Origin of the sequence: Tardiphaga sp. 839_C3_N1_4 (assembly GCF_051811045.1) — a bacterium.
GTDB lineage: Bacteria > Pseudomonadota > Alphaproteobacteria > Rhizobiales > Xanthobacteraceae > Tardiphaga.
In genome coordinates this window covers 2763995-2790984 of the sequence record NZ_JBPWQD010000001.1, presented here as the reverse complement: position 1 = coordinate 2790984, position 26990 = coordinate 2763995, and the positions used below count along the sequence as shown (strand labels likewise).

Genomic DNA, 26990 nt, shown 5'->3' with positions numbered 1-26990 from the left:
GCGCGAGCCTTAGTCGAACAGGCTCGATACCGACTCTTCCGATGCGGTGCGGCCGATCGCTTCGGCGATCAGCGAGGCAACCGAGAGCACGCGGATGTTCGGTGACTTGCTCACCGCTTCCGTGGGCTGGATCGAGTCAGTGATCACCAATTCCTTGAGCTTGGAATTGGCGATGCGCGCGGCGGCGCCGCCGCTCAAGACGCCATGGGTGAGATAGGCGGAGACGTCCTTGGCGCCGTATTTGAGGAGCGCATCGGCGGCGTTCACCAGCGTGCCGCCGGAGTCGACGATGTCGTCGATCAGGATGCAGGTGTAGCCGGCGACGTCGCCGATCACGTTCATCACTTCGGATTCACCGGGGCGTTCGCGGCGCTTGTCGACGATGGCGAGCGGCGCGTTGATGCGTTTGGCAAGGCCGCGGGCACGGGCGACGCCGCCGACGTCGGGCGACACCACCATCACATTGGCGAGATCGAACTTTTCCTTGATGTCGCGCACCATCAGCGGCGCAGCATAGAGGTTGTCGGTCGGGATATCGAAGAAGCCCTGGATCTGGCCGGCATGCAGGTCGAGCGTCATGACGCGGTCGGCGCCGGCATGGGTGATCATGTTGGCCACCAGCTTGGCCGAGATCGGGGTGCGGCCACCGGCCTTGCGGTCCTGGCGAGCGTAGCCGAAATAGGGGATCACCGCGGTGATGCGGCGCGCGGAAGCGCGGCGCAGCGCATCGGTGATGATCAACAATTCCATCAGATGGTCGTTGGTCGGGAACGACGTGGATTGAAGAATGAAGACGTCGGAGCCGCGGACGTTTTCCTGAATCTCGACGAATATTTCCATGTCGGCGAAGCGCCGGACGCTGGCCTTGGTCAGCGGGATATTCAGCGAGGTCGCGATTTCCTGCGCGAGGACAGGATTGGAATTACCGGCGACCAGTTTGATCGAACCGTTCTTGGCCGACATCGACGCGTCTCCCCGCGGCTTGGTGGATACAACGTTCAGCATATCGGATTACCCACAAGAACTCGTCTAGCTGAGCGAGGTGATATCAAGGTCGGCCATCCGCTGGCAACCCGTTAGCCGCTGTTTTCCTGCGTAAAAACGGGCCTCTGCTTAACGTGAACTGAAGTCAGCGCGTCTCGGCAAATGCGGTGGCCTGCACGGGCAATTCACCGGTGCTGGCGATGGCGGGTCCGTTGCCGCGCGGCGCGGGTGGCTGCTCGCCGGGCGTGGTGCCATTGATCATGCCATTGAGGCCGGTGAGCCCCGCCTGCGCGATCCGCCGCAAGACGAGGTCGTCGGCCGTGGCCCAGGCGTCGCGGCCGCCTTTACCGGCCTGTTCCTCGCCTGACAGGCGTAAAGCGCGATTCTGGTCGCGGTCATAGACATCCCACACCCAGGCGATCGAGGTCTGGCCGCCGCGAACTTGGGCAGCGAGATAACTGCGAACCCGGAAAGCCGCGCTCTCCTTGCGCGACACAACCGCAAGGTTACGCAGGCGCGCTTCACTATCCAGCAGGTTGACCATGCGGTCGAATACCTGCGGCGGAGGCCCGTCGATGGACTCGAATGCGACCGTCGGGCCGGAGGCGGTGGAAAGGCTGGCCTGCGCATTCATGGCGCCGCCGGAATTGGGGACATTGGCGCAGCCGGCAAGCCCGAACGCTACGGTCAGCAACAGCGTAGCCTGGATCAGGCGCGGTCTGGCTCGATCGGTCGTAAGGGCAGAAAATCGCATAGGGCGTCCCGACTTCCGTCCGTTTGCCGCAAGCGGCGCCGGACAGGTCGAGCGATATCGTTAAAATGCGTTAAGGTCTAGGGCAACGCGGCCACAGGTCTTTCCAGGGTGACCGAAACGGTCACTGCTCCCCGACAATTCACGTTCAGTTTGAGGCAGTTCGGCCGCGTTAAGGATAACGGCGCGTCAACGCGCGAGTTACCGCTCAAGCACGATGGCGTGGATCTGGCGGCCATAATCCGGCTCGTTCCGATGCACGGACCGGCGATAGCTGAACAGGTTGTCGTCGGGATAGGTGTCGATGCCGGTGTCGTCGATAATGGCAATGTCGGCCCGCTCCAGCCGCATTCGGATGAATCCGCTGAGGTCGAACATGGCATGGCCGGCGCGGGTCGAGGGAATGAAGAACCGGGCGAAGCCGGCGTCGGCCTGGGTGAAGCGCTCGACGAATTCGGCGCCAACCTCATAGCTCGGCTGGCGGATCAGCGGACCAATCGCGACCACGATGTCGGAGCGGTTGGCGCCGAGTTTTTCCATCTCTGCGATGGTGGCCTCGAGCACGCCGGTGAAGGCGCCCTTCCAGCCGGCGTGGGCAGCACCGATGACGCGAGCCTTGGGATCGGCAAACAGCACCGGTCCGCAATCGGCCGTCGTGACGCCGAGCGCCAGGCCCTCGACCTTCGTCACCATCGCATCGACGCGCGGCCGTGAATCTCCATTCCACGGTGCCGTGGCGACGGCGACATCGGGCGAATGGACCTGATAGGCGGTGAGGAAGTGCAAGGGGGCGACGCCCATCTCCGCCGCCATGCGCCTGCGGTTCTCCGCCACATGCGCGGGATCGTCGTTTGATCCAAGTCCGCCATTGAGGCCGGCATAGATGCCTTCGGAGACGCCGCCGTCGCGCGTGAAGAACGCGTGGCGCAGGCCGGGAATGGCTGACAGCAAAGGTGATGTGAAAGTCATGATGTCGGGGTCTCTATGCCGGTGTCGTCGCTCAGCGCCACCAGCGTGTCGATATTGGGATCGGAGACGCCGACCACCTTGAACATCGAGCCCATGCCGCCGCGGCCGCTATCGATCAAGCGTTTCAGTGCGCCTGAGACCGTTTCCGATACTTCCGGCGTGGCTTTGGCCATCAGGGTCAACGCGCGCGTCTCGATGCCGAGGCGCTTGAGGAATTCACCCTGCGTCACCGGCCCGTGCACGCGTGCGCCGACATCCTCCGCCGCGCGGCCGAGCGCCTGGAAATCAACATGCGCGGTGATATCGGCCATGCCGGGATTCTTTAGCGGATCAGCATAGCTATGCTGTGCGATAGCCTGCAGGGTGTCACCGGCATCGCTGCGGACATGGCCGTAATCGATGATCAGAGCCGCGCCGCCTTCATCGCGCACACGGCTGGCAATCTTCATCATCTCGGTATCGGGGCGCCATTCGAACACCGCGCCGACAGGGGCTGCGCGCACCAGCGGTGGCAGCAGCACATCGAAGCGCGGTAGCGGATCAGTTGACGCGCTGAACATCAGCTGGCCGTTGCTGTCGATATCCACCATGCGCTCGTGCCAGCCGCCTTCGCGCTTCACGGCCTGATGGATCGGCAGGACGTCGAAATATTCATTGGCGAGGATGATCGACGGGCCCGCGGGGACGGTTTCGATATTGTCGTGCCAGGTAATGTTGCGGGTGCCGGACAGCGTGGCCTTCTGCTTCTCGCGCAGCACCGGATTGATTTCGATGAGATGCACGTTGAGCGCCTGATACAGCGGCGGCAGCACGCGCAGGGCGCGGAGCGCGTCGGCCATCATGGTGCCGCGGCCGGGGCCAAGTTCGATCAGGTGGACGAAGGGCGGCGCGCCGATCGCGCGCCAGACCGAGGCCGACCAAAGGCCAAGCAGCTCGCCGAACATCTGGCTGACTTCCGGCGACGTGGTGAAGTCGCCCTCGCGACCGAGCGGATCGCGCGAAATGTAGTAGCCGTGTTGCGGATGGGTCAAGCACAGCTGCATATAACGCCAGACCGGCATGGGTCCGGTCGACTTGATCAGGCGCTTGATTTCATCCTGCAGAGGCGATTGTTCGGTCACATCAGGCCTTCTTGCCCGGACTCAATTCGAGCGATGCCTGCGGCTTTCGCCAGGCGCGCACCATCAAAACGAGTCCCACAAATATCATCGGCACGGAGAGCAGCATGCCCATGGTGAGCCCACCCCACAGAAATCCGAGTTGCGGGTCCGGCTCGCGGAAGAATTCTCCCGTAATACGCGCCAGCGCATAAAAAAAGATGAAGGCGCCGAGGATCAGGCCCGGCCGCTTCAGCGCACCGGCCCGGATCATCAGGGCCAGAATGAGAAACAGCCCGATGCCTTCGAGGCCGGCTTCATAGAGCTGGCTGGGATGGCGCGGCAGCGGGCCGCCATTGGGGAACACCATTGCCCATGGCACGCTGGCGTCGGCGTGGCGGCCCCATAATTCGCTGTTGATGAAATTGGCGAGGCGTCCAAGCAGCAGACCGATCGGGCCGACCGCGCAGGTGATGTCGCCGAGCGACAGCACCGACAGGCCACGCTTCCAGCAGAACAGAAACACGGCAAAGACGCAGCCCATGAAGCCGCCATGGAACGACATGCCGCCCTTCCATAGCTCGAAGATCTCGGCGGGATGGGTAATGAAGAAATCCAGATTGTAGAACAGCACATAGCCGGTGCGGCCGCCGACAATGATGCCAATCGTCACCCACAGGATGAAGTCGTCGAAATCCAGTAGCGAGATCGGCGAAGGGCCACCCCAGAGCTTCGTGCTTTTGATCAGTGCGCGGGCATAGATCCAGCCGAGCACGATGCCGCCGATATAGGCCAGCGCGTACCAGCGAATGACGATGGGGCCGAGCGCGATGGCGACCGGATCGAAAACGGGGAAGGCGATGGTCAGGAATGGCATGTGGTGGGCTTACGGCTCCCGATGGCGCCAGTAAAGCATTGGCATGTGACGAATTAAGGGACTTCTGCAGTTGTGAACGCCAAAAGCAGGCGATACTTGAACTGCGCGGCCGGGATCGCCATTGTCGATCCCGAGGGATCGCTATTGCCGATCCACACATCGATCCCGCGTGTTTGTTCATCCGACCGGAGTTCTTGCCATGACCCAGACCAACAATCGGTTCTTCGACGAGATCGGCCGCCTGATGAATGATGCCGCCGGCGCGGCCCAAGGCGTCAAGCGCGAGGTCGATACGGTTGTGCGTAACCAGGCTGAGAAGATTCTGCGCGACCTCGATATCGTGAAGCGCGAGGAATTCGAGGCGGTCAAGGACATGGCCCGGCTCGCCCGCGAGGAGAACGAGGCGCTGAAGGCCCGGATCGCAGCGCTGGAAGCCAAGCTCGGCGGCTGAGCGGGCGCCTGCCGGTGGCCTGCACGGCGCGCCGGACATCGGCTGCCCGTGCACGGACGGCTAAAATAAGCCCCTGGAAGGGGCCCGTAGACGAAGAAAAAGCCTGTCATTTCCTTGTCTTTTTGGCATTTCGGCGGTAGAAGCCGCCCACGTCCGCAGCCCCCGCACCCCTGGAGGCTTGCTGCAGCGTGAAAACGGGCCGCATTGCGGCCTTTAACTTTTAGAAAACAAGGACTTAAACGATGGCGACCGTCAAGGAATTGAAGGCGACCTCACGTCCGGTCGGCGGCAAGGGGGCCGCACGGGCAGAGCGTCGCGCCGGCCGAGTGCCCGGAGTGATCTATGGTGACAACAAGCCCCCGGTGGCGATTTCGGTGAATGATGCCGAACTGCGTCAGCGCATTCTGGCTGGCCGGTTCCTCACCACGATTTATGACATCGAACTCGAGGGCAAGAAGCACCGCGTGATTCCGCGCGACTTCCATCTCGATCCGGTCAAGGACTTCCCGCTTCACGTCGACTTCCTCCGCCTCGGCGAAGGCGCGACCATCCGCGTCAGCGTTCCGCTGCACATCAAGGGTGCTGAAGGCGCTCCGGGCGTGAAGCGTGGCGGCACCATCAACATCGTGACCCACACGATCGAACTGGAGGCCGAAGCCGAGAGCATTCCGCAGTTCCTCGAAGTCGATGTCGGCCAGCTCGATATCGGCACGTCGCTGCACATCACCGACGTTGTTCTGCCGAAGGGCGTGAAGACGCTGGCTCGCGATGCTGACCTGACGCTGGTCACCATCGTGCCGCCGTCGGGCTACGGTGAAGAAGCTGCGACCCCTGCGGCCGCTGCTGCGGCTCCCGCCGCTGCTGGTGCCAAGGCTCCGGCTGCCGGCGCCAAGGCCCCCGCCGCTGGCGCGAAGGCTCCGGCTGCTGCCGCCGCTCCGGCGAAGAAGAAGTAATCCGGCGCGGAGCTCCGCGTCATGCTTCTCTTTGTTGGACTCGGAAACCCTGGTGCCAAATACCAGGGCAACCGGCACAATATCGGGTTCATGGTTCTCGATGATATCGCGCGGCGTCACGGTTTTGGACCGTGGCGCCGTCGCTTTCAGGGCGAGACCTCGGAAGGCACGCTGTCTGGTGAGCGCGTCATCCTGCTGAAGCCCATGACCTTCATGAACGAGTCCGGCCGCTCGGTGCAGGAAGCGTCCGCCTATTTGAAGATTTCACTCGGCGACATCGCCGCGTTTCACGACGAGCTCGAACTGCCATTCGCCAAGGTGCGCGTGAAGGTCGGCGGCGGCATTGCCGGACATAACGGTCTGCGCTCGATCTCCGCGCATGTCGGCAACGACTATCGGCGCGTGCGCCTCGGCATCGGACATCCCGGTGCCAAGGAGCTGGTGCATAATCACGTGCTGAGCGATTTCGCCAAGGCCGAACGACCTCAGCTCGAAGCGTTCAACGATGCGGTGTCCGATCATGTCGGCCTGCTGGTCGGTGGTCAGGACTCGTCGTTTCAGAACAAGGTGCATCTGACGATGCAGGCCAAGGGTTTCACGTCGAAGGACGACAACGGCTCCGCTGAGAAGCCGTCGAAGAATTAGGACAGGGTCATGGGATTCAAATGCGGGATCGTCGGACTGCCGAATGTCGGCAAATCGACGCTGTTCAATGCGCTCACCGAAACTGCCGCGGCGCAGGCTGCGAACTATCCGTTTTGCACCATCGAGCCGAATGTCGGTGAAGTCGCGGTGCCGGACAAGCGGCTCGACAAATTGTCCGAGATCGGCAAGTCGCAGCAGATCATTCCGACGCGCCTGACCTTCGTGGACATCGCGGGCCTGGTGAAGGGCGCGTCGAAGGGCGAAGGCCTCGGCAATCAGTTTCTCGCCACCATCCGCGAAGTCGATGCTGTCGCCCATGTGGTACGTTGCTTTATCGATGACGACATCACCCATGTCGAAGGCAAGATCGATCCGCTCGCCGATATCGAGATCATCGAGACCGAGCTGATGCTCGCGGATCTGGATTCGTGCGAGAAGCGCATCGACAACCTGACCAAGAAGGCCAAGGGCAACGACAAGGACGCGAAGGAACAGCTCGATCTGGTCCAGCGCGCACTGGTGCTGCTGCGCGACGGCAAGCCGACGCGTTTTCTCGAGCGCAAGCCCGAGGAAGAGCGCGCTTTCGGAATGCTCGGCCTGCTGACCTCCAAGCCTGTTCTCTATGTCTGCAATGTCGAGGAAGGTGCGGCCGGTGAGGGCAACGAATATTCGAAGCGGGTTGCAGAACATGCTGCGAAGGAGGGCGCCGTTGCAGTCGCCATCTCCGCCAAGATCGAATCCGAGATCGCGACGCTGTCACGTGCCGAACGCGTGGAATTCCTCGATACGCTCGGGCTTGAAGAAGCGGGCCTCGATCGCCTGATCCGTGCAGGCTATTCGCTGCTGCACCTCATCACGTACTTCACCGTCGGCCCCAAGGAAGCCCGTGCCTGGACCATCACCCAGGGCACCAAGGCACCGCAGGCTGCAGCTGTGATCCACACGGATTTCGAGAAGGGCTTCATCCGCGCGGAAACCATCGGCTATGAAGACTATGTCAGGCTCGGTGGCGAAGCCGGCGCGCGCGATGGCGGCAAGCTGCGGCTGGAAGGCAAGGAATATGTCGTCGCCGACGGCGACGTGCTGCATTTCCGGTTCAACACGTAAGATATTCTCAATCCTCTCCCCGTCATTGCGAGGAGCGAAGCGACGCGGCAATCCAGGAGCCACAAGCGAAGACTGGATTGCTTCGTCGCAAGGGCTCCTCGCAATGACGGCGGAGAGAACTAACGCTCAGTACTGCTGGCCGTGGCCGTGATCCTGTCCGAGGTTTTGCCCCTGATCCCGTATCGCGCCGAGATGTTCGTTGATGCGGAACACGATCAGAACGAACTCAGCTGCAATGCGTGCGAAGATGATGCCGACGATCACGCTGGCGAGGCTCGACATCACGAGGACGAAACCGCCGAACGGGCTGATGGCCATTGCGGCGAGACCGGAAAAGATCCCGGAAATGCCGAACAGAATGATCAGTGCGATCACCAGCCAGTAGAACGTCTTGATGATTGTGGGTGTGATGAAACGGTCCCACTGAAACAGATCCCGAAATTCGAACATCGGTGAAATCCCCCGCCGTGTAGATGAGTGACAAATTCAATTGCATTCAGAAACGGCTTCAAATATCCCGGCCCGACCACATTGACGGGCAGGATCGCGGGAAAGCCATGCAAGCGACCGGGTTGAGATTGCTGCAAATAACGGCCACAATCAGGCTTCCTCGACGGCATTCCCCATTATGACCCTGACATTTGAAGATTTTAAGCCCGGCCACTTCGGGACCTTCGGGCCGCGCCATATTACGCGCGACGAGATTATCGCCTATGCGAAAGAATACGATCCGCAGCCGATGCATCTCGATGAAGTTGCCGCAAGCGCATCGATGCTCAAAGGACTTTCCGGCTCCGGCTGGCACATATGCTCGCTGATGATGCGGATGATCTATGACGGCTTTCTGCACAAGACCGCATCGATGGGCTCGCCGGGTGTCGATCAGATGCGATGGCTTGCGCCGTTTCGCCCGGGCGACGATCTGACACTGGATGTCGAAGTGGTCGAGGCACGCGAATCGCAAAGCCGGCCGACTTTGGGCATCGTCAAATTCAAGTTCAGCGTACTCAACGCCAAGGGGCATATGATTTCCGAGATGATCACGCCGATCATGATCGGGCGGCGTGAAGCCGTCGCCGGGAATTAGGTCGCAGCATGCGCTATCTGGAAGACATCCAAATCGGTCATCGCCGCGAACTCGGTTCGTTCACGTTCACGGCCGAGTCGATCAAGGCGTTTGCCGAACAATTCGATCCGCAGCCATTCCATCTCGATGAAGAGGCGGGTCGCAAATCGCTGTTCGGCGGTCTTGCTGCTTCGGGTTGGCACGTGGCATCGATCTGCATGAAGTTGCTGGTGGCCGATGGCCAGCGCGCCAAGGCGGAAGCCGAAGCGCGGGGCGAAGAGCCTCCAGTCGGTGGGCCATCTCCGGGCTTTCGCGATCTGCGCTGGATACGGCCTGTTCTTGCGGGTGACACCCTGACCTATCGCAGCGAGGTTGTGTCCGTGCGCGCGACGGCAACGCGTCCGGGCTGGGGCATCTTGCAGTCGAAGAACGTTGCCGTTAATCAGCGCGGCGAGGAGGTCTACAGCTTCCTCGGTTCGGTCTTCCTGCCGCAACGGGGCGACGCGGCTTAACCATTTCAAACTTTATCGATGGAACCCGAACTCTGTTAAGGGGTTCTGAACCTTGTGAGCGTGATCTGCGACTCACGGGTATGACGACCGAGACGACACTTCGTAGGACGATTTTGGGGACGACAATGGCTGACCGCACCGGATTGAAATTTGTGGGCTTCATCTTCGCGAGCGTGACGCTTGCGGTGATGCTGGCCACGTGCATGGTGGTCAAGGGTTATGCCGATGGCGCCTATACGCTCGAGAGCAGCGCGGTCGTCAGCGAGTAATTTTTACGAGTTGCTAACCAGACCCGCGTCGAGCTGCGCGGGTTTTTTCGTGAGTGGGGTCGATGGCGACCTCAGCGACTCCAGGCCCAGGCGAGCAATGCCACGGCCACCAACAGCAATCCGACAAAACGCAAGATAATGGTCCCCATCCTGGGTGCGTTGCTGCGCGCCGGAATGGGATCGGTTTTGTTCGGCCGAATGGTCTCCACGGATCGATTCCCCCAAAAGTAGTTCGCAGGTGCTGCGTAACCGTTGGTCGGGAACAAAACGAATAAAGTTCAATTGAACGGGCTCACGAAAAAACCGCCACCCTTTCGGGCGGCGGTTTTTGATTCGGGCGGTCTAGTGCCGATCAGTCGTGACGCAGACCGTCAGCGGTACGCTTCCACTGAGCGACATTGTCGGCGATCAGGCGGGTCGACTTCATCGCGGCCTGGCTGAGCTGGGCATAGCCGGAGATCTCGCGCTGAACGCGCTGGCCTTCGGCGTGGAGCAGGTCGCGGAGGCTCTCCAGTTCGGAAACCAGCTTCTCGATCTCGCCGAGCGAGGTGCCGGCGACGCGCTGGATCAGCGAATTGACGCTGTTGACGGTCGCTTCGGTCGTCGCTTCCAGCGGCGCTTCGGTGCCGGTGGTGGTTTCACTTGAATTGTTCACCATGCCAGGCACCGGACGACGGAGGTAAGCGATATCGTTGCGCACGAAGTCGCGGATGCCCGCTTCGACTTCAGACACAGCGGCGAGGTTGCTGTCGTCATCTTTGGCTTCTGTCTGTTCTGAACGAATGGCACTCATCAGCTCTTCCTTGTTTGTGTGAAGTGAACTTCACAATGAGCGAGCGCGGTCCCCCGCATGACAAATTTACGTGTGCATCTGCGCAGTGGATTTTGACGAGATCGCGGCGAATATGGGGCAGGGCGCCGATCTTTGCCGGCAATCATCTGGCAAAGTGTATTAAAACTTACTTTACCAGCTATGCTTGAAGCCGGCCGAAAACGTCTTGTTGGTCACGCCCTGAACGGTCTCGCTGATCGATCCGGAGACGTTGACGCCGCCAAACAGCTTCTGCTCGGCGCCGAACTTGCGCAGCCATTTGTCGTCGGTGGTTGCGAGCGATTGTCCGGCGACGAAGCTGGTGCCGGTATCGGTGATGTTGAAGCGCGCGAGCTGGTCGGTTTCATAGCTGCGCGTCGGGCGACCGTTATAGCCAATGGCCGGAATATTGCCTTGCTGGATCACGTTGTAGCCGCTCTGCAGGGTCAGTGAATACTGATCGCCGGCAATGGGTACCGACTTGCTGAGCGAGGTGCCCAGTTTGGTTTGATCCGCACCCGGATCAACACGCGCTTCGATCGCCGTCTTGTCCCAGATCGAACCCACGCCGGGAGCAGTCGCTGCCGCCCAGGCGGCGCCGCCTGATTGGGCCTGTGCCGTGCCGTCGCCGAACTGACTGCGATAGGCATCGGCTGCGCTTCGTGGCGCGGTCTGCCGCGCGACATTGATGTCGGCGCCGACGCGCGTATCCCAGAACGGCGTAACCGACTGCTTGACCGAGAGTGCGGACGCGCCGTTGTTCTCATTGTTGGTCCAGCTGGACGACGGGCTGCCGACGATCAGCGACGAGCGCTTCTCGCGGAGCGATGCCTTCGCCGTCGGCGAATCGTCGGCGTTCAAGAGGCTCCAGTCGGGCTCCGGGGTGTTTGCAGGAGGAGTGGGGGTGGTGTCGACCGACTCTATTTCACCGGGAGGCGGCGCAACATCGACGAGACCACGCCACGGATTCTGCGCGTGAGCCGGAAAAGCCAACGCGGTTCCGCCGAGTGCTGTGATGAGCGCCCAATATGTCGGTTTGATTGAAGCCATCGTGCCACTGCCCAGCAAGATCGCGGATCGATTGGCACATAATACCATCAGGCCCGGCGGAATTGTGGCGTCGCAACATTTCGCTGGGGATGGACGTGGCGATTGGCAATCGCCGTGCCGCTCAGGCGATCTTCGGCAGATGGATAGGCCGGCCCAATGCCTGTTCGACCAGGTCGAACGTATCCACGACCACGCGCATGCTGGTCAGACGCCCGGCCTTGAACTGCGCGAATTGCGCCAGCCGCAGGCTGATGGGGCGGTTCGAATCCAGCGCGGTCAGCGAGAAGCGCATCATTGCGGAGCCAGACTCGTCACCAAGGATCATCGACTCACGCTCGAAGCGATGCACCCGCACATTGTCGGCGATCTGCTTGCAGACATCGAGGACGGCGGCCTTGCCGTGACGCGCACCGAGAAACGGAAACATGTCGATCGGCCCGTAGACCGCCCACTCGATATTGTCGTCGATGATGTCAGTGAGGTGGTCGAGCTGGCGTTCATTGATGGCGCGATGCAACGCGCGCGAGAAACGCCAGAGGCTATGCTCTGTCATTGGGATAGTCCTGAAAATGGTTGAAACACTTGCGCGCCGGGGCAACGTTGCCCCGGCGGTCTGCACAAATTGCTGATAGCTGAAGTAATATAATTTCGCTAAAATTCAACGGATTATTTTGCAATGCACAAATGTTCGTGGTGAGGAGCTGCTCACCAAAACGTTAAGCTGCATTATGCGGCCGGCATAACCTTACCGGTAGGATTGATCGCGATCCTGCAGGGGCAGGCGTTCGACGGCGACATCGCCATTGCGGGCGGCCATGATGCCAAACAGAAGGGCCCCGCCGACGGCGCCGAGGAGTGCGCCAATGGGCATAAAGGTGAAAAACACCAGCATGGCGCTGTAGCCCTCGAAATTGCTGGTCTTGAACAATTCGACCCAAGCAACACCGGCTCCGATCCCCACGGCCGCTCCACCGAGCAACCCCAGAACCAGACCCAGCAAGATCAGCAACGCGATTTTCATGCAGCGCCCCCACTCAACATTTTATGCGTCAAACAACGGCGCCAGAAGGTTCAACGGCGGGCGGCGATTTCATGTGCCGGAGCCTGGTTAAGGAACGCAGTTTGGGCGGCTGCGTTGCCCTCGACCTACAAGGGGAGATTCCCGATGACCAAGCACATCCAGCCCGTTCCCGAGGATAACTGTAGCGACAAGGGGCCAGGCAGCGCGCCGAAGGTCACGCTCGATAACACCAAGGGTCATCGCGACGACGAGAAGCACAATATTCGCGAGCAGGCGGCGCACGGCAATCTCACGCAGAACACCAGCAACCGGCGCTCGGGGTGATCGCAATGCAGCAGGCGGTTTCTATATAAGAGCAATGGCCAGTAAACCCGTCGTCACCGCGCGCTTGCGCCGCGCGTCGCCCGTCCTCGTCTGCAAGAAATGCCTTGGTCGAATTGATGATGGCAAGGCACTGCGCAAATCGCTCAAGTCGGACTTGAAACGCCGCAGCGTGCAGCAGGACGTAAAAAGTCCACGCGTGGTGCTGACGAGCTGCCTTGGCATCTGCCCTAAGCGCGCCGTCGTCGTGGCGAGCGCCGCGACGTTGCAGAACGGGCAGTATCTGTTGCTGTCAGGTGCGGACGCCAGCGCAGAGGCGGCGGCGACGCTGATGCCGGATCGCGTGCCCTAGACAGGGCGATCAGGCTGCCGATTTTGCCGGCAGTTCGTCCAGCGGCCGGCGCTCCATCTCTTCGCCGAAATCGATCGGATGCAGCAGCGCCTCGTGGAGCTGATGGCGATCGAGTTCGCCTTCCCAGCGGCTGATGACGATGGTGGCGACGCCGTTGCCGATCAGATTGGTGAGCGCGCGGCATTCGCTCATGAACTTGTCGATGCCGACGATAATGGCCAGTGCGGTGATCGGAATATCGGGGATGATCGACAGCGTCGCGGCCAGCGTCACGAAGCCCGCACCGGTGACGCCCGATGCGCCCTTCGATGTCAGCATCGCCACGCCCAGCACCGCGGCCATCTGGCCGAAGGTGAGATGCGTGTTGGTGGCCTGCGCCAGAAACAGCGTGGCGAGTGTCATGTAGATATTGGTGCCGTCGAGATTGAAGCTGTAGCCGGTCGGAATGACGAGGCCGACGACCGGCTTCGATGCGCCCAGGGCTTCCATCTTGGTGATCATGCGCGGCAGCACGGTCTCGGACGACGAGGTGCCGAGCACGATCAGCAGCTCGTCCTTGATATAGCCGATGAAACGCAGGATCGAGAAGCCGAAGGCACGCGCGATACCGCCGAGCACCAGCAGCACAAACAGCAGCGACGCCAGATAGAAGGTGAAGATGAGATAGCCGAGATTGACGAGGGCGCCGAGGCCGAACGAGCCGATGGTGAAAGCCATTGCACCAAAGGCGCCGATGGGCGCGAGCTGCACGATCATGCCGATGATGCGGAAGAACATCTTGCCCGCGAGATCAACGCCTTCGGCAATCTTTTCGCCGGGCTTGCCCATATGCGAGATCGCGAAGCCGGACAGGATCGCCACGAGCAGCACCTGCAGCAGATCGCCTTTGGCCAGCGAGTCGAAATAGGACGTCGGAATGATTCCCATCAGATGGCTGACGAAGTTTTCCTCCTTGGCGCGGCTGACATAGCTGGCGACGGATTTTGCGTCCAATGTGGAGGGATCGATATTGAAGCCGGCGCCGGGCTGCAGGAAGTGGCCGACCAGGAGGCCGATCAGCAGCGCCAGGGTGGAGACCGTCTCGAAGTACAGCAGCGTCTTGCCGCCGATGCGGCCGACCTTGCTCATGTCGCCGATCGAGGCAATGCCGTGCACCACGGTGCAGAAGATCGCCGGCGCGATCATCATCTTGATCAGCGCGATGAAGCCGTCGCCGAGCGGCTTCAGGGCCTTGCCGGCATCTGGATAGAAGTAGCCGACGGTGACGCCGATCGCGATCGCGATCAGCACCTGGATATAGAGAATGCGATACCAGGGTTGCTTGGCCATCGTGGTTTCGTCCCTTGAAAAGCGCTCATCACCATCGACAGCCGCGCGCAAAACATAGGTGTGCTGAGCTGCGGCGTAAAGTCACGGTTTGAACAGAACTGAGGCCAAGGCGCGATGCAGCCCCGCTATGTCCACTGCGCATGCTGCACTTGCAGTGGTGCGCGCCGGGGCCATTTAAATGTCAAAGGAAGCATCGCCATGCTTGATATCACCGCACATCCCTTAGATGACGATTCCGCGACACCCGCCGTTGCCGCAGTGCCGAACGATGCGGCGCTGCTCGATGCCTATTCGAACGCTGTCATCGATGTGACTGAACGCGTCGGTCCCGCGGTCGTGCGCGTCGAGACCGGAGCGAGGACGCCGAATGCCCGCGAACACGGCGGGCTGGGCTCCGGCATCGTCATCTCGCCGGACGGCCTTGTCCTGACCAACAGCCATGTCGTCGGCAATTCGAAACATATTCGCCTGCGCGACACCGAAGGCGTCGTCACCGATGCCCGTGTGCTCGGCGCCGACCCCGATACCGATCTCGCTTTGCTGCGGGCCGATGGCGCGCGCGAGTTGCGTTATGCGGGTCTCGGCAATTCTAAGAACCTGAAGCGCGGCCAGCTCGTGGTCGCCATCGGCAATCCGCTCGGCTTCGAATCCACGGTCACCGCCGGTGTCGTCTCGGCACTCGGCCGCTCGATCCGATCGGTGAGCGGGCGCAACATCGAGGACGTGATCCAGACCGATGCCGCGCTCAATCCCGGCAATTCCGGCGGCGCGCTGGTGTCGTCGCGCGGCGAGGTGATCGGTATCAACACCGCGATCATCCAGGGCGCGCAGGGCATCTGCTTTGCGGTCGCCAGCAACACCGCGCAATTCGTGCTGTCGGAGATCATCCGGCACGGCTATGTCCGCCGCGCCTTCATCGGCGTGTCCGGCCAGACCGCGCCGATCCCGCGCCGCCATGCGGTGCTTGCCGGCATCGAGAACACCATGGGCGCGCTGCTCGACCAGATCGATCCCGACGGTCCAGCGTTCAAGGCTGGTCTGTTGCCTGGCGATGTTGTCGTCAGTCTCGATCACGTGCCGGTGAATGGCGTCGACGATCTGATCCGCATTCTTGATCGCGATCGTATCGATCGGACGATCGAGATCGACGTGTTGCGGATGGGCCGCTTGCGCGCCATCGACATTCATCCCGTCGAACGCAAGGTGCTGGCGCGCGCCTAACCATCAGGCCTTGTGCAGCAGCGACAGCTCGGCCTTCAGGCGCAGGCTGCGTTTGCCGGCGAGGGCGGTGGCTTCGAATGCCGCGCAGCCGTCGCTGCAGCTGCCGGAAAAACCGATGCCCACTTCATAGCCGGCGAACAGCGAGCTCCCGCCGGCTGCGGGCGTGTGCTCCTGATTGACGATCTCGCCCTTCCAGCGGCCGCCGGCCGAACCATAGGCGCCGAGATAATAGAAGCGGGCGTCGCCGCCCAGAATGCGGCCGTCGAACAGCAGCATCACGCCGGTCAGCCCGTCCTCGACGCCGTCGAGGGTTTTCATGTGCAACGAATACAGCCCGTTGGCGATGCCGCCATCGCCTACCGTGCCGGTGTCCGGGAAGTCCTCTTCGTCGAGCCGTGTCATCACCGACTCGAAGGCCGGCCCCTTGCCCTGCGCGTCGCCGCCCGTGAACCTGTAGTTCTTGCCGTCGTGGATGCCGCGGACGCGGATCGAGCCGTCGTCGTCGCCGTAGAGCGTGCGAAACTGCGAGCCGATATGATGGCGCTGGCCGTGGATCTCCGCATGGATGCCGTCGTCGGCTTCCTCATAGGTGCCGATATGGGCGAAGGCGGTGTTGCCGCCCAGCATGCGGCCGTCCTTGCAATACATGACGCTGCGGCCGACCACGTCGCCCGCCCGGTAGTCACATTTGTAAAAACCGTCGAACACCGATCGAGCCCCACTGCGCCCACGGGCATGAGTGTAGACGTTCGCGCAACGCGATAACAGGCATTCCCGGCCGGGCATATCAGCCATCCCGTCCGCGTGACGAACGGAGGTTGGCGTACCGGGCCGGTCACGCTGTCGTTGAGGTCCCGGGTCGCCGATTGTCGCGTGGCGGGTTTGCGGGCATGGTCGCGCCGAAATCGGGGAGGCCTATGATGCGTGTTTTACGATGGATGGTGCTGTTCATGACTGCCGCATCCCCGGCTTTCGCCCAGCCCGCGGTCCAGTCCGTTCAGGCATCGCCCGAGGTGCTGCGCGATCTCGCCCCCACCGGAAAGCTCCGCGCCGCGATCAATTACGGGAATAGTGTCTTGGCCCAGAAGGGTCCCGACGGCGCGCCCCGCGGCGTCTCGGCGGATCTCGCCGCCGAACTAGCCAAGCGCCTCGGCGTGGCCGTGGACTACGTGCCTTACGAGGCCGCGGGCAAGGTGTTCGACGGCGCCAAGGCCGGCGCCTGGGATGTCGGCTTTATCGCCATCGAACCGGTGCGCGCGCAGGAGATCATCTTCACCGCGCCCTATGTGATCATCGAGGGCACCTACATGGTGCCCGCGCATTCGCCGCTGAAGAGTGTCGACGACGTCGACCGGGACGGCGTCAGAATGTCGGTCGGCCTCGGCTCGGCCTACGACCTCTATCTCACCCGCACCATCAAGCATGCCACCGTGCTGCGCGCCGATGCCGGCGGCGGCAGCGCGATGATCAAGAAGTTTCTCGACGAGAAGCTCGATGCCGCCGCCGGCGTGCGCCAGCAGCTCGATGCCTATGCCAAGGACCATCCGGAGATGCGCGTGATGTCCGGGCACTTCCAGGAGATCCAGCAGGCGATGGCCATGCCGCGCATTGCCGACAAGCCGCGCACGGCTGGCGTTGTCTATCTTGCCGCCTTCGTCGAGGAGATGAAGGCGTCGGGCTTCGTCGCCGAAGCCCTGAAGCGCAGCGGCCAGGTCGCCGACGTCGCGCCGCCGGCGGGGAAGTAACGACGCGGGAGAAGCCCGCCGTCGTTCGCTCGGATGTACATGTCAAACAGCCACGCAAATTCGTTCTCGCGGGCGAAAGCCCCGAGGTGAGCTGTCGTTCTCCCCTCGAAAACTGAGGGGAATGGAGCGCCGCAAGGCGCACCTTGAGTACAGTCGCCAAATCCGGCTCGGCTGCGACGCCTCGCCTTCTGCAGCGCAACGCCTTGCGGCGCTCCATCACGGCGATTTCTGTTCCAGGGACCGTGCTTCCGGGTACTGGGCAGGACTAATGAAAGTCCTCCGTTCCGGACAGGCTTTCGCCTGCCTTCACCCGCACCCGTCCAGCCGTTTCCGGCGCAGCCCCGTAGTGGGCCAGGACGGTGACCCCGGACCTCCCGAGTCCGTGCTTGCGAGGCACGTCCGCAGGCGCCGTATCCGTGCTCCACTTCGAAAGCGCCCTCGAGAAGCGCCCCTCATGAGCAGGACAGGGAGGAGTATATAGTCTTATAGGAATTAGGTCAAGCGGTAGCTTGCCTCTGGCGTTCCCAAGCCAACCTCCCGCGGCAGCTAGTCGACTAGCCTTCAGAATGAAATGGCTGCGCTGTGTTGCGAGCGGAGGCGTAAGAGGATTATTGAGGTCTCGGCTGGTAGCGGAGATCAGTGTGTAGTATCAACGGAAAGAAGTGGTTCTGCTTTTTCTTTGTTGCGGTCCGCTTCCTGTTTCGAGCTTCAATTCTCCCACGATAGAAGCCATGAATTGAACTATTTACCCAACGACCCGGACAAGCAAGGAGCTGAGCGACGCACCTCTCTGCTTACAATCACTCGCGTTGCGTTTTCCAATGCTCTGTCGCTCATTTCTGGTTCAGTGAAGAGAATGAAAATTCACACTTCGAAGTTTCTAGGAGTGTTCCGTGTCATTTTGAATAGAAGTTTGTACAAGGCGCGCTTTCGCTTCATCAATCTCAGAATTCGTGCTTCGAACTGGTCTTCCATTTTTGTTCGTTTTCCGTTGCAAGTCGTGGCAACCTTAGTAGCGATGTTACTTGCAGCCTCTCTGTTGGGGTTTGATGTCCCAAAAGAGCCTAAGGTTAGCGAAATTCATCTAGCTGCTGCGCAAATCATAGGCGCGGCGCTTGCATTGGTTCTATCGCTCTCGATTATCCCTGCGCAGCGCGCGGCAGAGCTGTTTTCCATGTCAATCCTTAAGCTCTATGCACGTGATAGAGTACTTATTTCGGTTTTTATCATCCTTGTTTCTGCAACGCTTGCGTCGGTTGCGCTTGGCGCGGGCTGGCTGCCAATCGAGCCAAAATACTCGATTTGCATACAGTTGCTGCTCATGGGATTTTCGTTTGATGCTTTGCGATGGTTTTACTCGCGAACGCTAGATTTGCTCATTCCACAGACGGCAATCAATATCGTACTTCGCGAATGCGATAAGCAGCTATCTTTGACAAAGTGGGTCGTGGATAAAGCTTCCTCCGCTCTACTATTAGCCACGCCAGACGTAACTCAGCCCAAAATTCGCGCGCAATTTTTTCGCGATTCGCAGTTGCCCACGGTAATTTTGCGTTGGTGTTCTCAATTCGAGGAGTTTGCGCATAGATTTGTATCAAGGCGCGATACGTCGTCTTGTCTAAGCGTGCTGACTGCGATGCAGTACGTTGCGCTCCAATATGCCGATGCGCGGAAGGGGAGTGTTGTTTTACATCTTGATCAACGAAATATCTTTGCTGGCCATCTTAGCGACATTCAAGATGTATTTGATCCAATCTATTTGAGCGTTCTCGCCATAGCGAACGATGCGTCGGCTGCTTCGAACGAAAGAATCGTTATCGGATGCGTAGAAGCCTCCAGTGCGATGGCGAAAAAAGCAATGACTATGCTTGCTGATGATGAACTCGCGGCTCAGAAAGTCGCCCCGTTAGCGTTTGCTGGATGTTTCCATCTAGGTCGATGCATTGAAGTTGCGTTAAAAGCCAATATGCTCGATGCCGTTTTGATAGGTGTTCGTTCGTTGCAGTCTCTTTTACTCAGTCAGTCCGCTGAGGTTGACACGCGTGGAATGGAACAGCAGGCGTTTGAAGTGTTATCCAAAATTGCTGTCGGAGGATATTCGCAGGCCACCCACATCATTACTTATCCAGCGGTCGAAGCATTGTTTCGCGCGGTTGAATTGAATGTAAGATGTCAAGAATATGAGGGAGGTGGCCTACTGGAGGAGGCACTCGCCGCAGCGCTTGCGTTTGTGCCGTTTGAAGTAAGTGCAGATTCTACCAGGCGTCGGAGTTTGCAGATCTTTCCGGTGCATAATTTAGGATTTGAGGCGAGTTTGCCCCTTTTGTTGGAAATAGTGGCGGGCAAGGTTGAAGAGTCTGAAAAAAGCTCTTGGAGAAATCCCTATGACGAGTTTCTCCACGCGTCAGAAGACGCCAGGCATTATTTTCGAACTCTTTCTCAGATGTATGTAAGTGATGGGCTGTTCTGCAAATGGGCCGTTGACGCGCTGCTGGCGAGCGCGCGCGTACACTTAGGGTTGCTCCGACGTCCTCTTGAGAGTGGAGAGGGGCATAAACATTCAGTAGTAGATGCGATGAAATGGCTGCTGTCTTGGGCTTCCAATTTCTATTCAGTGCAGGCAAGTGGGACTAATTTTGTTCGAGATGGCGCGAATGGACTTTCGCTTATTGCTATTGATGCTCTTGAGCTTGGTTATCCTGATGTGACAGTGGCTTGTGCGGAGGCAATTGCGAGAATAGCCGAACACCGTGTAAGCGATGCCTATATATTCGCCGATCAGCAGACCCTGCTAGAATTGCTAGCTCGTGCGGCCGAAGCCATTAGCAACAAGAGTCTAGCGATTCAGTTGCGGGAAATGATAATCCGGCCCAAAGAAGTTTCTGACGGGGACTGGAATCATTATCTCGATGCCAGAAACAATCGTATCTCGCACCTCGACCGCGAACTTTCAGAATGGAGCGCTAATCGCAGAGCGCATCGGAACAGTCCTGTTGAGCGCCTGAGTGTATTGATGTCACGCGCGCGCTCCGCTCTTGACGTGGGTGAGTCCAAGTAGCGCCATCCGCCTTACCTCTTCTTCCACCCGCCCCGATGCCCCGGCGCGCCGCCGGTTGACCTTGGCGCGGGGCCAAATTCCGGCCCGGACTCGCGGGAGTTCTTCGGCTGGAAGATCTTGCTCTCGGTGCCCGGTCCCATCTCGTCGAGTGTCGGCTTGCGCGGACGTTCCACCTCTTTGCCGCGGGCGGGCTTCACTTCATGCCAGTTCGCGATGCCCATCTCGTCGAGCCCGGGCTTGTGCACTTTCGACGAGGCGCCGCCCGCTGATGAACTCTTGCCGTATTTGCCGCGCGCCTTGCCTTGTGCGGCCTTGTCGAGCCGCGCGGGCAGGTTGGCGGCATCGCCATATTTCTTCTCGCCCTTGTAGGCGCCGCCGCGCGCGGCGACGCCGCGCTGCTTGACGGTGGGATCATCGACCACGGCGAGTTCGGTGGCGCGCAGGCGTTTGACCTCGTCGCGCAGGCGGGCGGCTTCCTCGAAGTTCAGGTCGGCTGCGGCCTCGCGCATCCGCACTTCCAGATCGGCCAGCACGGCTTCGAAATTGTGCCCGATGGTGATGGCATCTTCGGCCATGCCGCCGCCGATATCCACCAGCACACGGTCGCCTTCATAGACCGAGTTCATGATGTCGCCGATCGACTTCTTTACGCTTTCCGGCGTGATGCCGTGCAACGTGTTGTATTCGACCTGCTTCTCGCGGCGGCGGTCGGTTTCGGCGATGGCGCGGGTCATCGAGCCGGTCATCTGGTCGGCATAGAGAATGACGCGGCCGTCGACATTGCGCGCGGCGCGGCCGATGGTCTGGATCAGCGAGGTCTCCGAGCGCAAAAAGCCTTCCTTGTCGGCATCGAGCACGGCGACCAGCGCGCATTCGGGAATGTCGAGACCTTCGCGCAACAGATTGATGCCGACCAGCGCGTCGAAGGCGCCGAGACGAAGATCCCTGATGATCTCGATCCGCTCGATGGTGTCGATATCGCTGTGCATGTAGCGCACGCGGATGCCCTGCTCATGCAGGAATTCCGTGAGGTCTTCCGCCATGCGCTTGGTGAGCACGGTGATCAGCGAACGATAGCCCTGGGCCGCGGTGGCGCGGACCTCGCCGAGGAGATCGTCGACCTGGGTGCGGGCGGGGCGGATATTGATCGGCGGATCGATCAGGCCGGTCGGGCGAATGACCTGCTCGACGAACACGCCGCCGGATTCCTGCAGCTCCCAGCCGGACGGCGTCGCCGACACCGCGACGCTCTGCGGGCGCATCATGTCCCACTCCTCGAAGCGCAGCGGGCGATTGTCCATGCAGGAGGGCAGGCGGAAACCGTATTCCGCGAGTGTCGCCTTGCGGCGGAAGTCGCCTTTGAACATGCCGCCGATCTGCGGCACCGTGACGTGGCTCTCGTCAGCGAACACCAGCGCATTGTCCGGGACATATTCGAACAGGGTCGGCGGCGGCTCGCCCGGCCGGCGGCCGGTGAGATAGCGCGAATAGTTCTCGATGCCGGCGCAGCTACCCGTGGCTTCCATCATTTCGAGATCGAAAGTGGTGCGCTGCTCCAGCCGCTGCGCTTCGAGCAGGCGGCCCTGATTGTGCAACTGGTCGAGCCGCCACTTCAGCTCTTCCTTGATCGATTTCATCGCCTGGATCAGCGTCGGCCGCGGCGTCACGTAATGTGAGTTGGCGTAGATCTTGATGAATTCGAGCTCGTCCTGCTTGTGGCCGGTGAGCGGATCGAACTCCTCAATGCTCTCCACGGTATCGCCGAACAGGTTCACGCGCCAGGCGCGGTCTTCATAGTGGGCCGGGAAGATGTCGATGACATCGCCGCGCACGCGGAAGGTGCCGCGGGTGAAATCGTGCTGGGTACGCTTGTATTGCAGCGCCACGAGATCGGCGATCAGCTGGCGCTGGTCGATGCGCTCGTCCTTCTTGAGCGCGAAGGTCATCGCGGTATAGGTTTCCACCGAGCCGATACCGTAGATGCACGACACCGACGCCACGATGATGACGTCGTCGCGCTCGAGCAGGGCGCGCGTCGCCGAATGGCGCATGCGGTCGATCTGCTCGTTGATGGACGAATCCTTCTCGATATAGGTGTCGGTGCGCGGGACGTAGGCTTCCGGCTGATAGTAGTCGTAATAGCTGACGAAATATTCGACGGCGTTGTCGGGGAAGAAGCTCTTGAACTCGCCATAGAGCTGCGCGGCCAGCGTCTTGTTCGGCGCGAGGATGATGGCTGGGCGCTGCGTGGCCTCGATCACCTTGGCCATGGTGTAGGTCTTGCCGGAGCCGGTGACGCCGAGCAGCACCTGCGTGCGGTCGTTGCGGTCGATGCCCTCGACCAGTTCCTTGATCGCGGTGGGCTGGTCGCCCTTCGGCTCATATTCGGATTTCAGCTCGAAGCGTACGCCGCCTTCGGATTTCTCCGGGCGCGGCGGACGGTGCGGCGTCCATATCTTCTGGTCCTTGAATTCCGGGCGGCCATCGCGCACCAGCGCTTCCAGCGCATCGGCGGTCGCCTGCACGCCCAGCGCTTCCATCTTGTTGCGCGGCGGGCGGGCCATTGCCGCGGCGTCGTCCTCCTCGGTGGTGTAGCCGAGCTGCCTGGCCAGTTCCGGATCCAGCGTCGGGATCGCCGCCGAGGTGTTGTAATTGGCCTGCGGCGCTTCCTCGAGACCCTTCTGCTCGCTCAGCCGCGGCGCATAGGGCGCGACGACGGGCTGTGGAAACGGCTGCAACGGCGTCGGGCGCATGCCCTCGTCGCCCTCGAATTTCTTCGGTGTCGATTTGCGCGCGCGATGCACCGCGGCCTCGCCGCCGGAGCGGCGCTCGAAGGAATTGGTCGGCGGCGGCTGCAACCCGGTGCCCGAGCCCATGCCGGCATCGCCGCGATTAATTGCGGGATTCAGCAATTCCGCCAGCGCGGGCCCGATCGGCTTGACGTCGGGACGGCCGGCGCCGGGCTTGGCTTTTGGGGTCTTGATTGATTTTGCGGGATTTTTCGGGGTGTCGGGTTTCTTCGCCATGGGCGGAATATGGGGCGAGTCCGGTGGCGATAAAAGGGGGCCCTACTTGAGCAGCTTCAACAGCTTCTTGCCGGCTGGCGTGGCGAATTCCCTGGCATCGATGGTGCCGTCATTGTCGGGGTTTGCCGCACGGAACCGGGTTTCCACCACGGCAAGATATTCCGCTCTGTCGAGCGTGCCGTCATTGTCCGGATTGGCGGCGGCGAGTTCGCTCTTGCTCATGCGGCCGCGCAACTCGCGGGCGTCCAGCGTGCCGTCCTTGTCGCGGTCGAGCAGGTCGAACAATTTGCCGGCGGCGGCCTTGGCCTCGGCCATGTCGACGGTGCCATCCTTGTCGGGATCGAGCCTGACGAGGAAACTGGCAGCGCTGGCTGGCAGCACGACGGCGAGCGGCAGGGCCAGCGACAACAGAACGGTCCGACGCGACAACGCCATGGCGGCCTCCCTCGAGTGCTATCCTTGATTGCAAGGATGCCTGAACAGAATAATCGATTCAAGAGACGAGAGTTGCTGTCCTGCAGGGGGCCGCTTCGTCACGCCTGTCCGGCGACCGGTTCCGCCCGCAGGCGCTTGAGCGATTCAGGCAGGCGCGCATCGACCCAGGTGCCGATGTCGCGCTGGTGGCGGTGGACATACAGCCCCAGCGCAATGATGCCGATGCCGATCAGCGACAGCGCGAACGGGAACAGCATCGAATCCTTGAAGATCTTCTCGGCGAGGTCGCCGAGATAGATGGCGATGCCGATGGTGCCGAACACCGCGAACACCCGCCGCGACAAAGCGACCGAGATCAGCAGGAAGCCGACGTTCAGCAGGCAGTATAGCGCCTTGTCGAGATTGGTGCCGTTCGACGTGGCGGTGATGCCGCCCCAGAATGTCAGCACGCCGAACAGATAAAGCCAGAATGCGAAATCGCCGCTGCGCTGGCGCAGGTTGACGATCACCGCAGCAACCAGAATGCCGAGGCCGAACCAGATGGAGACCTTGCGCGATAGTTCCCAGTTGCCATAACCCGCGCCCGCGATCCAGGGCACGACATCCATCGACAGGAACCACAGCGCAACCGCCATGATGAAGACGATGAAGGGAAAGCGATAGAACCGCAGCGCCACGATGGCTGCCGCGATGGTCGCAAGCTCCATGAAGACGAAGCTGCCCTTGATCCAGACATAGAAATCGCGCATCGCCTTCGGCCTGCCGAATTCGGTCCAGGCACCGTAGGCGTCCTGGATGCCGAACACGGCGAGCGGCGTCATTGCCACGGCCACGGCGATCAGCAGTCCGCCCGGCGTGCGCAGCTTCTTGACCGTCCAGAGATAGTGACCGGCGGCGGTGAACAGGCCGGCATAGACCAGCGCAGTGGCGGTCAGAGCCTGTCCGCCCATTTGCGAAAACGCCAGCGTCGAGAACAGCCCCATGGCTGATATCACCACCAGCGCGCCGGCGTACCAGAGCAGATGCACGACATCGAATTTGGGCCCGGCAGCCGGCTGCTCCGGCACGCGCGCCGTGAGGAAAGCCAGCAGGGCGTCGAGCTGCGTGGAAGGAAGCACGCCGGCTGTGACAGCCGCGCGCAGATCATCGGTCGAATATCGCATGCACTCTCTCCGCAACGCGCCATTCGACGCCGCAAGATGGATCAATCGAGTCAACAGGACTAGCTTCAGGAGACTATATGTCCTGCCGCGATGCCACGCCTTTGTCGAGCGCAGTGGCTGATACGTTCAATAAGCAGGCAAACGATCGGAGGGCGAATGCGACTGCTATAGCGGCCGCACCGCATTGCCCTTTGACAGGATCGACCCGGTCGTTCGCCTGATCGGCGAGCCGCCTTCGGGCTCCGGGGTGACCTCGAACAGCTGGTCGGTGACGATTTCCGGCGATAGTCGGGACCTCGCCGAAGCGACGGCGCCGCCGTGCTGCGCCAGGCGCGCGAATGGACACTCAACCCAAAAGCGATTGATGTGGATAAATCAATCAAAAGAAATGTCCTGATAAATATCAACTACGGGATGCGTCGCGAATCTGGCGAGCTTCACCTCATTACAAATCAAAGATTTGCTTGGGGGCGGTCATGTTTTCAGGATTCCCGACGCGCTTTACTGCGCGAATGACGGCGCTTGTTCTGGTGGCGTCAATGCTGACGGGGTGTGCGGAGTTCGATAAGCGCGGTGGCATAGTGGCAGAGGTCGAAGACTACGTCCTGTTTACGGCGCACACTAAGAGCCACCGGTTGTTTCGATCTTACATGCTGATCGGCGTCTTGATGGCAGCGGCACGGCAGGGCGGGCACAATCAAGCAGATCGAGCAGCGATCGAAGGAAGTTTGAAGGAGACCCTGAGTGTTGCCTTCGAGGCCTATGCCTGCCTCTACCAAAATCGGGGAGATGCACGTGAGGATCGACAAAACCGGACACTAACGGAATGGATGACGCAGGTCGCGAGCGATGCGCCGGCGAGTGCCACTTTCAAAACTATCGCCTTTGCGGAGCCGGCCAATTGTCAATTTTTCGATGAGAAGATGGCACGGCTTGACTATGCGCTTTACCGGTTAGCTCTGAGTGCGCTGTTCAACGAGAAGACGAACGCAAAACTTGCCACGATCCGCGATAAGCTTGTCGGTGAACTCCCCGTTCTGTCTGCATCGGCCAAAGCTGCCATCTTCACTGTCAAGGCTGCGAATGAAGCGACAAATATCGTGGATGATCTGCTCAATTTGAGCTTCTCCAGCCTCGGACCGACGCTCATCTTGCTGCCGCTGTACAGGGATGCGCTTGAGTTGAACATGTGGGTCATCCTGGATTCGCTCAACAAAGCCTGCAACCTCAATGTCAGCACTGATGCCGCTCGTCTTTTCAACGCGGATGGTACGCCTGCGCTCACAAACATGGAGCCTTGCGAGAAACGCGACTATGTTTACTACGTTTTAAGCCGAGGTGGCGGCAGTCTTCCGCTTTGGCGCAACTTCGTTCGCAACATGAACTATACAAACCCGTATGTTGAAGCGTACGCGCCGCACTTTATGCTCGTTAGTCGTTTTATCTGGCGGTCCTGCACGAACTATCTTACGGAGACGGAATGCGGTGCACTGATGACCAAAGCTTCTGTCTATGCGACGAAGCAGTCGATTCAGATCAATCTTAGTCATCCGAATGAGCGCTTTGATCGCATCGATAGTGCCGCTGCACCGAGAGCCACAAGAGTTGCGCAGCCCCCGTCAAAGCCCTCAGAAAGTCCACCGCAATCGTCTTCTAGTCCAGCCGCCCGGGACCCTGATCCAACCGGCTCAATCGCGAAGCCGGAGAAGCCTACACAACCGACAACTCAGTGATGGCGTCCAGGATCCTTATTTCGCGGGGGCATGACTTCGGCACG

General features: G+C 60.7%; 28 protein-coding genes. 13 read left to right on the top strand and 15 right to left on the bottom strand.

Going from position 1 to position 26990, the window contains the following annotated elements; all coding sequences use genetic code 11:
• Positions 1 to 9: 9 nt before the first annotated feature.
• From AB8A38_RS13380 to lgt, 5 genes are all read right to left on the bottom strand, one after another.
• The gene (locus AB8A38_RS13380; RefSeq protein ID WP_089263589.1) at positions 10 to 963 is read right to left on the bottom strand and encodes a ribose-phosphate pyrophosphokinase; all 954 of its coding nucleotides are present in this window, start codon (positions 961 to 963) and stop codon (positions 10 to 12) included.
• A gap of 166 nt (positions 964 to 1129) precedes the next feature.
• Positions 1130 to 1738, bottom strand: a complete 609-nt coding sequence (locus AB8A38_RS13375; protein ID WP_439086286.1) for a hypothetical protein — start codon at positions 1736 to 1738, stop codon at positions 1130 to 1132.
• 198 nt (positions 1739 to 1936) lie between these two features.
• Positions 1937 to 2704, bottom strand: coding sequence for a peptidoglycan editing factor PgeF (gene pgeF / locus AB8A38_RS13370; protein WP_439086285.1), 768 nt, complete (start codon positions 2702 to 2704; stop codon positions 1937 to 1939).
• The gene (locus AB8A38_RS13365) at positions 2701 to 3825 is read right to left on the bottom strand and encodes a class I SAM-dependent methyltransferase (RefSeq protein ID WP_439086284.1); all 1125 of its coding nucleotides are present in this window, start codon (positions 3823 to 3825) and stop codon (positions 2701 to 2703) included. The genes pgeF and AB8A38_RS13365 overlap by 4 nt, the downstream gene beginning before the upstream one ends.
• Before the next feature lies 1 nt (position 3826).
• Complete coding sequence (gene lgt / locus AB8A38_RS13360) at positions 3827 to 4678, bottom strand: prolipoprotein diacylglyceryl transferase (RefSeq protein ID WP_439086283.1); 852 nt, start codon at positions 4676 to 4678, stop codon at positions 3827 to 3829.
• A gap of 199 nt (positions 4679 to 4877) precedes the next feature.
• Between lgt and AB8A38_RS13355 the strand changes: the two genes are divergently transcribed.
• The 4 genes from AB8A38_RS13355 to ychF all read left to right on the top strand — a co-directional run bounded on the left by AB8A38_RS13355 (position 4878) and on the right by ychF (position 7834).
• Entirely contained in the window at positions 4878 to 5129 is a 252-nt protein-coding gene (locus tag AB8A38_RS13355) for an accessory factor UbiK family protein (protein ID WP_089261793.1), read from the top strand.
• A gap of 242 nt (positions 5130 to 5371) precedes the next feature.
• Positions 5372 to 6082 (top strand): 50S ribosomal protein L25/general stress protein Ctc, encoded by a 711-nt coding sequence (locus AB8A38_RS13350; RefSeq protein WP_068731165.1) that lies wholly within the window; start codon positions 5372 to 5374, stop codon positions 6080 to 6082.
• A 21-nt stretch (positions 6083 to 6103) separates the two neighbouring features.
• Positions 6104 to 6727 carry an aminoacyl-tRNA hydrolase gene (gene pth / locus AB8A38_RS13345; RefSeq protein WP_320447012.1) on the top strand — a complete coding sequence of 208 codons (624 nt, stop codon included), beginning with the start codon at positions 6104 to 6106 and terminating at the stop codon, positions 6725 to 6727.
• A gap of 9 nt (positions 6728 to 6736) precedes the next feature.
• Positions 6737 to 7834 (top strand): redox-regulated ATPase YchF, encoded by a 1098-nt coding sequence (gene ychF / locus AB8A38_RS13340; protein ID WP_175367602.1) that lies wholly within the window; start codon positions 6737 to 6739, stop codon positions 7832 to 7834.
• A 126-nt stretch (positions 7835 to 7960) separates the two neighbouring features.
• Here ychF and AB8A38_RS13335 read toward each other — a convergent pair whose 3' ends face one another.
• A complete protein-coding gene (locus tag AB8A38_RS13335) occupies positions 7961 to 8284 on the bottom strand; it encodes a DUF4282 domain-containing protein (protein ID WP_439086282.1) in 324 nt (107 codons plus the stop codon).
• A gap of 178 nt (positions 8285 to 8462) precedes the next feature.
• Between AB8A38_RS13335 and AB8A38_RS13330 the strand changes: the two genes are divergently transcribed.
• The 3 genes from AB8A38_RS13330 (at position 8463) to AB8A38_RS13320 (ending at position 9681) form a co-directional block, all read left to right on the top strand.
• The gene (locus AB8A38_RS13330) at positions 8463 to 8921 is read left to right on the top strand and encodes a MaoC family dehydratase (protein WP_439086281.1); all 459 of its coding nucleotides are present in this window, start codon (positions 8463 to 8465) and stop codon (positions 8919 to 8921) included.
• Between the two features lie 8 nt (positions 8922 to 8929).
• Positions 8930 to 9412 carry a MaoC family dehydratase gene (locus AB8A38_RS13325; protein WP_315840836.1) on the top strand — a complete coding sequence of 161 codons (483 nt, stop codon included), beginning with the start codon at positions 8930 to 8932 and terminating at the stop codon, positions 9410 to 9412.
• A 125-nt stretch (positions 9413 to 9537) separates the two neighbouring features.
• On the top strand, positions 9538 to 9681 hold the full coding sequence (locus tag AB8A38_RS13320) for a hypothetical protein (RefSeq protein ID WP_170849743.1): 144 nt from the start codon (positions 9538 to 9540) through the stop codon (positions 9679 to 9681).
• A 352-nt stretch (positions 9682 to 10033) separates the two neighbouring features.
• Here AB8A38_RS13320 and AB8A38_RS13315 read toward each other — a convergent pair whose 3' ends face one another.
• The 4 genes from AB8A38_RS13315 to AB8A38_RS13300 all read right to left on the bottom strand — a co-directional run bounded on the left by AB8A38_RS13315 (position 10034) and on the right by AB8A38_RS13300 (position 12563).
• Positions 10034 to 10474, bottom strand: a complete 441-nt coding sequence (locus AB8A38_RS13315) for a hypothetical protein (RefSeq protein ID WP_089261783.1) — start codon at positions 10472 to 10474, stop codon at positions 10034 to 10036.
• Positions 10475 to 10645: 171 nt separating this feature from the next.
• Positions 10646 to 11542: a hypothetical protein gene (locus AB8A38_RS13310; protein WP_439086280.1), complete on the bottom strand. Its 897-nt coding sequence runs from the start codon at positions 11540 to 11542 to the stop codon at positions 10646 to 10648.
• 121 nt (positions 11543 to 11663) lie between these two features.
• Complete coding sequence (locus tag AB8A38_RS13305; protein WP_068731173.1) at positions 11664 to 12095, bottom strand: nuclear transport factor 2 family protein; 432 nt, start codon at positions 12093 to 12095, stop codon at positions 11664 to 11666.
• 192 nt (positions 12096 to 12287) lie between these two features.
• Complete coding sequence (locus AB8A38_RS13300) at positions 12288 to 12563, bottom strand: hypothetical protein (RefSeq protein WP_439086279.1); 276 nt, start codon at positions 12561 to 12563, stop codon at positions 12288 to 12290.
• 144 nt (positions 12564 to 12707) lie between these two features.
• Here AB8A38_RS13300 and AB8A38_RS13295 point away from each other — a divergent pair, with 144 nt between their 5' ends.
• A complete protein-coding gene (locus tag AB8A38_RS13295; protein ID WP_089261775.1) occupies positions 12708 to 12887 on the top strand; it encodes a hypothetical protein in 180 nt (59 codons plus the stop codon).
• Positions 12888 to 12921: 34 nt separating this feature from the next.
• Positions 12922 to 13236 (top strand): (2Fe-2S) ferredoxin domain-containing protein, encoded by a 315-nt coding sequence (locus AB8A38_RS13290; RefSeq protein ID WP_439086278.1) that lies wholly within the window; start codon positions 12922 to 12924, stop codon positions 13234 to 13236.
• 9 nt (positions 13237 to 13245) lie between these two features.
• Here the strand turns inward: AB8A38_RS13290 and AB8A38_RS13285 are convergent, their stop codons facing one another.
• On the bottom strand, positions 13246 to 14565 hold the full coding sequence (locus AB8A38_RS13285) for a dicarboxylate/amino acid:cation symporter (RefSeq protein ID WP_439086277.1): 1320 nt from the start codon (positions 14563 to 14565) through the stop codon (positions 13246 to 13248).
• A gap of 198 nt (positions 14566 to 14763) precedes the next feature.
• Here AB8A38_RS13285 and AB8A38_RS13280 point away from each other — a divergent pair, with 198 nt between their 5' ends.
• Positions 14764 to 15786, top strand: coding sequence for a trypsin-like peptidase domain-containing protein (locus tag AB8A38_RS13280; protein ID WP_439086276.1), 1023 nt, complete (start codon positions 14764 to 14766; stop codon positions 15784 to 15786).
• 3 nt (positions 15787 to 15789) lie between these two features.
• Here the strand turns inward: AB8A38_RS13280 and AB8A38_RS13275 are convergent, their stop codons facing one another.
• Positions 15790 to 16572, bottom strand: a complete 783-nt coding sequence (locus AB8A38_RS13275) for a GrlR family regulatory protein (protein WP_439086275.1) — start codon at positions 16570 to 16572, stop codon at positions 15790 to 15792.
• A 134-nt stretch (positions 16573 to 16706) separates the two neighbouring features.
• On the opposite strand from AB8A38_RS13275, the gene AB8A38_RS13270 reads away from it, so the two are divergent.
• Both AB8A38_RS13270 and AB8A38_RS13265 read left to right on the top strand, forming a co-directional pair.
• A complete protein-coding gene (locus tag AB8A38_RS13270; RefSeq protein WP_439086274.1) occupies positions 16707 to 17531 on the top strand; it encodes a transporter substrate-binding domain-containing protein in 825 nt (274 codons plus the stop codon).
• Positions 17532 to 18267: 736 nt separating this feature from the next.
• On the top strand, positions 18268 to 20589 hold the full coding sequence (locus AB8A38_RS13265) for a hypothetical protein (protein WP_439086273.1): 2322 nt from the start codon (positions 18268 to 18270) through the stop codon (positions 20587 to 20589).
• Positions 20590 to 20600: 11 nt separating this feature from the next.
• Here AB8A38_RS13265 and uvrB read toward each other — a convergent pair whose 3' ends face one another.
• From uvrB to AB8A38_RS13250, 3 genes are all read right to left on the bottom strand, one after another.
• Complete coding sequence (uvrB, locus tag AB8A38_RS13260) at positions 20601 to 23615, bottom strand: excinuclease ABC subunit UvrB (RefSeq protein WP_439086272.1); 3015 nt, start codon at positions 23613 to 23615, stop codon at positions 20601 to 20603.
• Between the two features lie 42 nt (positions 23616 to 23657).
• The gene (locus tag AB8A38_RS13255; RefSeq protein ID WP_439086271.1) at positions 23658 to 24050 is read right to left on the bottom strand and encodes an EF-hand domain-containing protein; all 393 of its coding nucleotides are present in this window, start codon (positions 24048 to 24050) and stop codon (positions 23658 to 23660) included.
• Positions 24051 to 24148: 98 nt separating this feature from the next.
• Complete coding sequence (locus tag AB8A38_RS13250) at positions 24149 to 25213, bottom strand: hypothetical protein (RefSeq protein ID WP_439086270.1); 1065 nt, start codon at positions 25211 to 25213, stop codon at positions 24149 to 24151.
• Positions 25214 to 25689: 476 nt separating this feature from the next.
• On the opposite strand from AB8A38_RS13250, the gene AB8A38_RS13245 reads away from it, so the two are divergent.
• Positions 25690 to 26946 (top strand): hypothetical protein, encoded by a 1257-nt coding sequence (locus AB8A38_RS13245; protein ID WP_439086269.1) that lies wholly within the window; start codon positions 25690 to 25692, stop codon positions 26944 to 26946.
• Positions 26947 to 26990 lie beyond the last annotated feature (44 nt).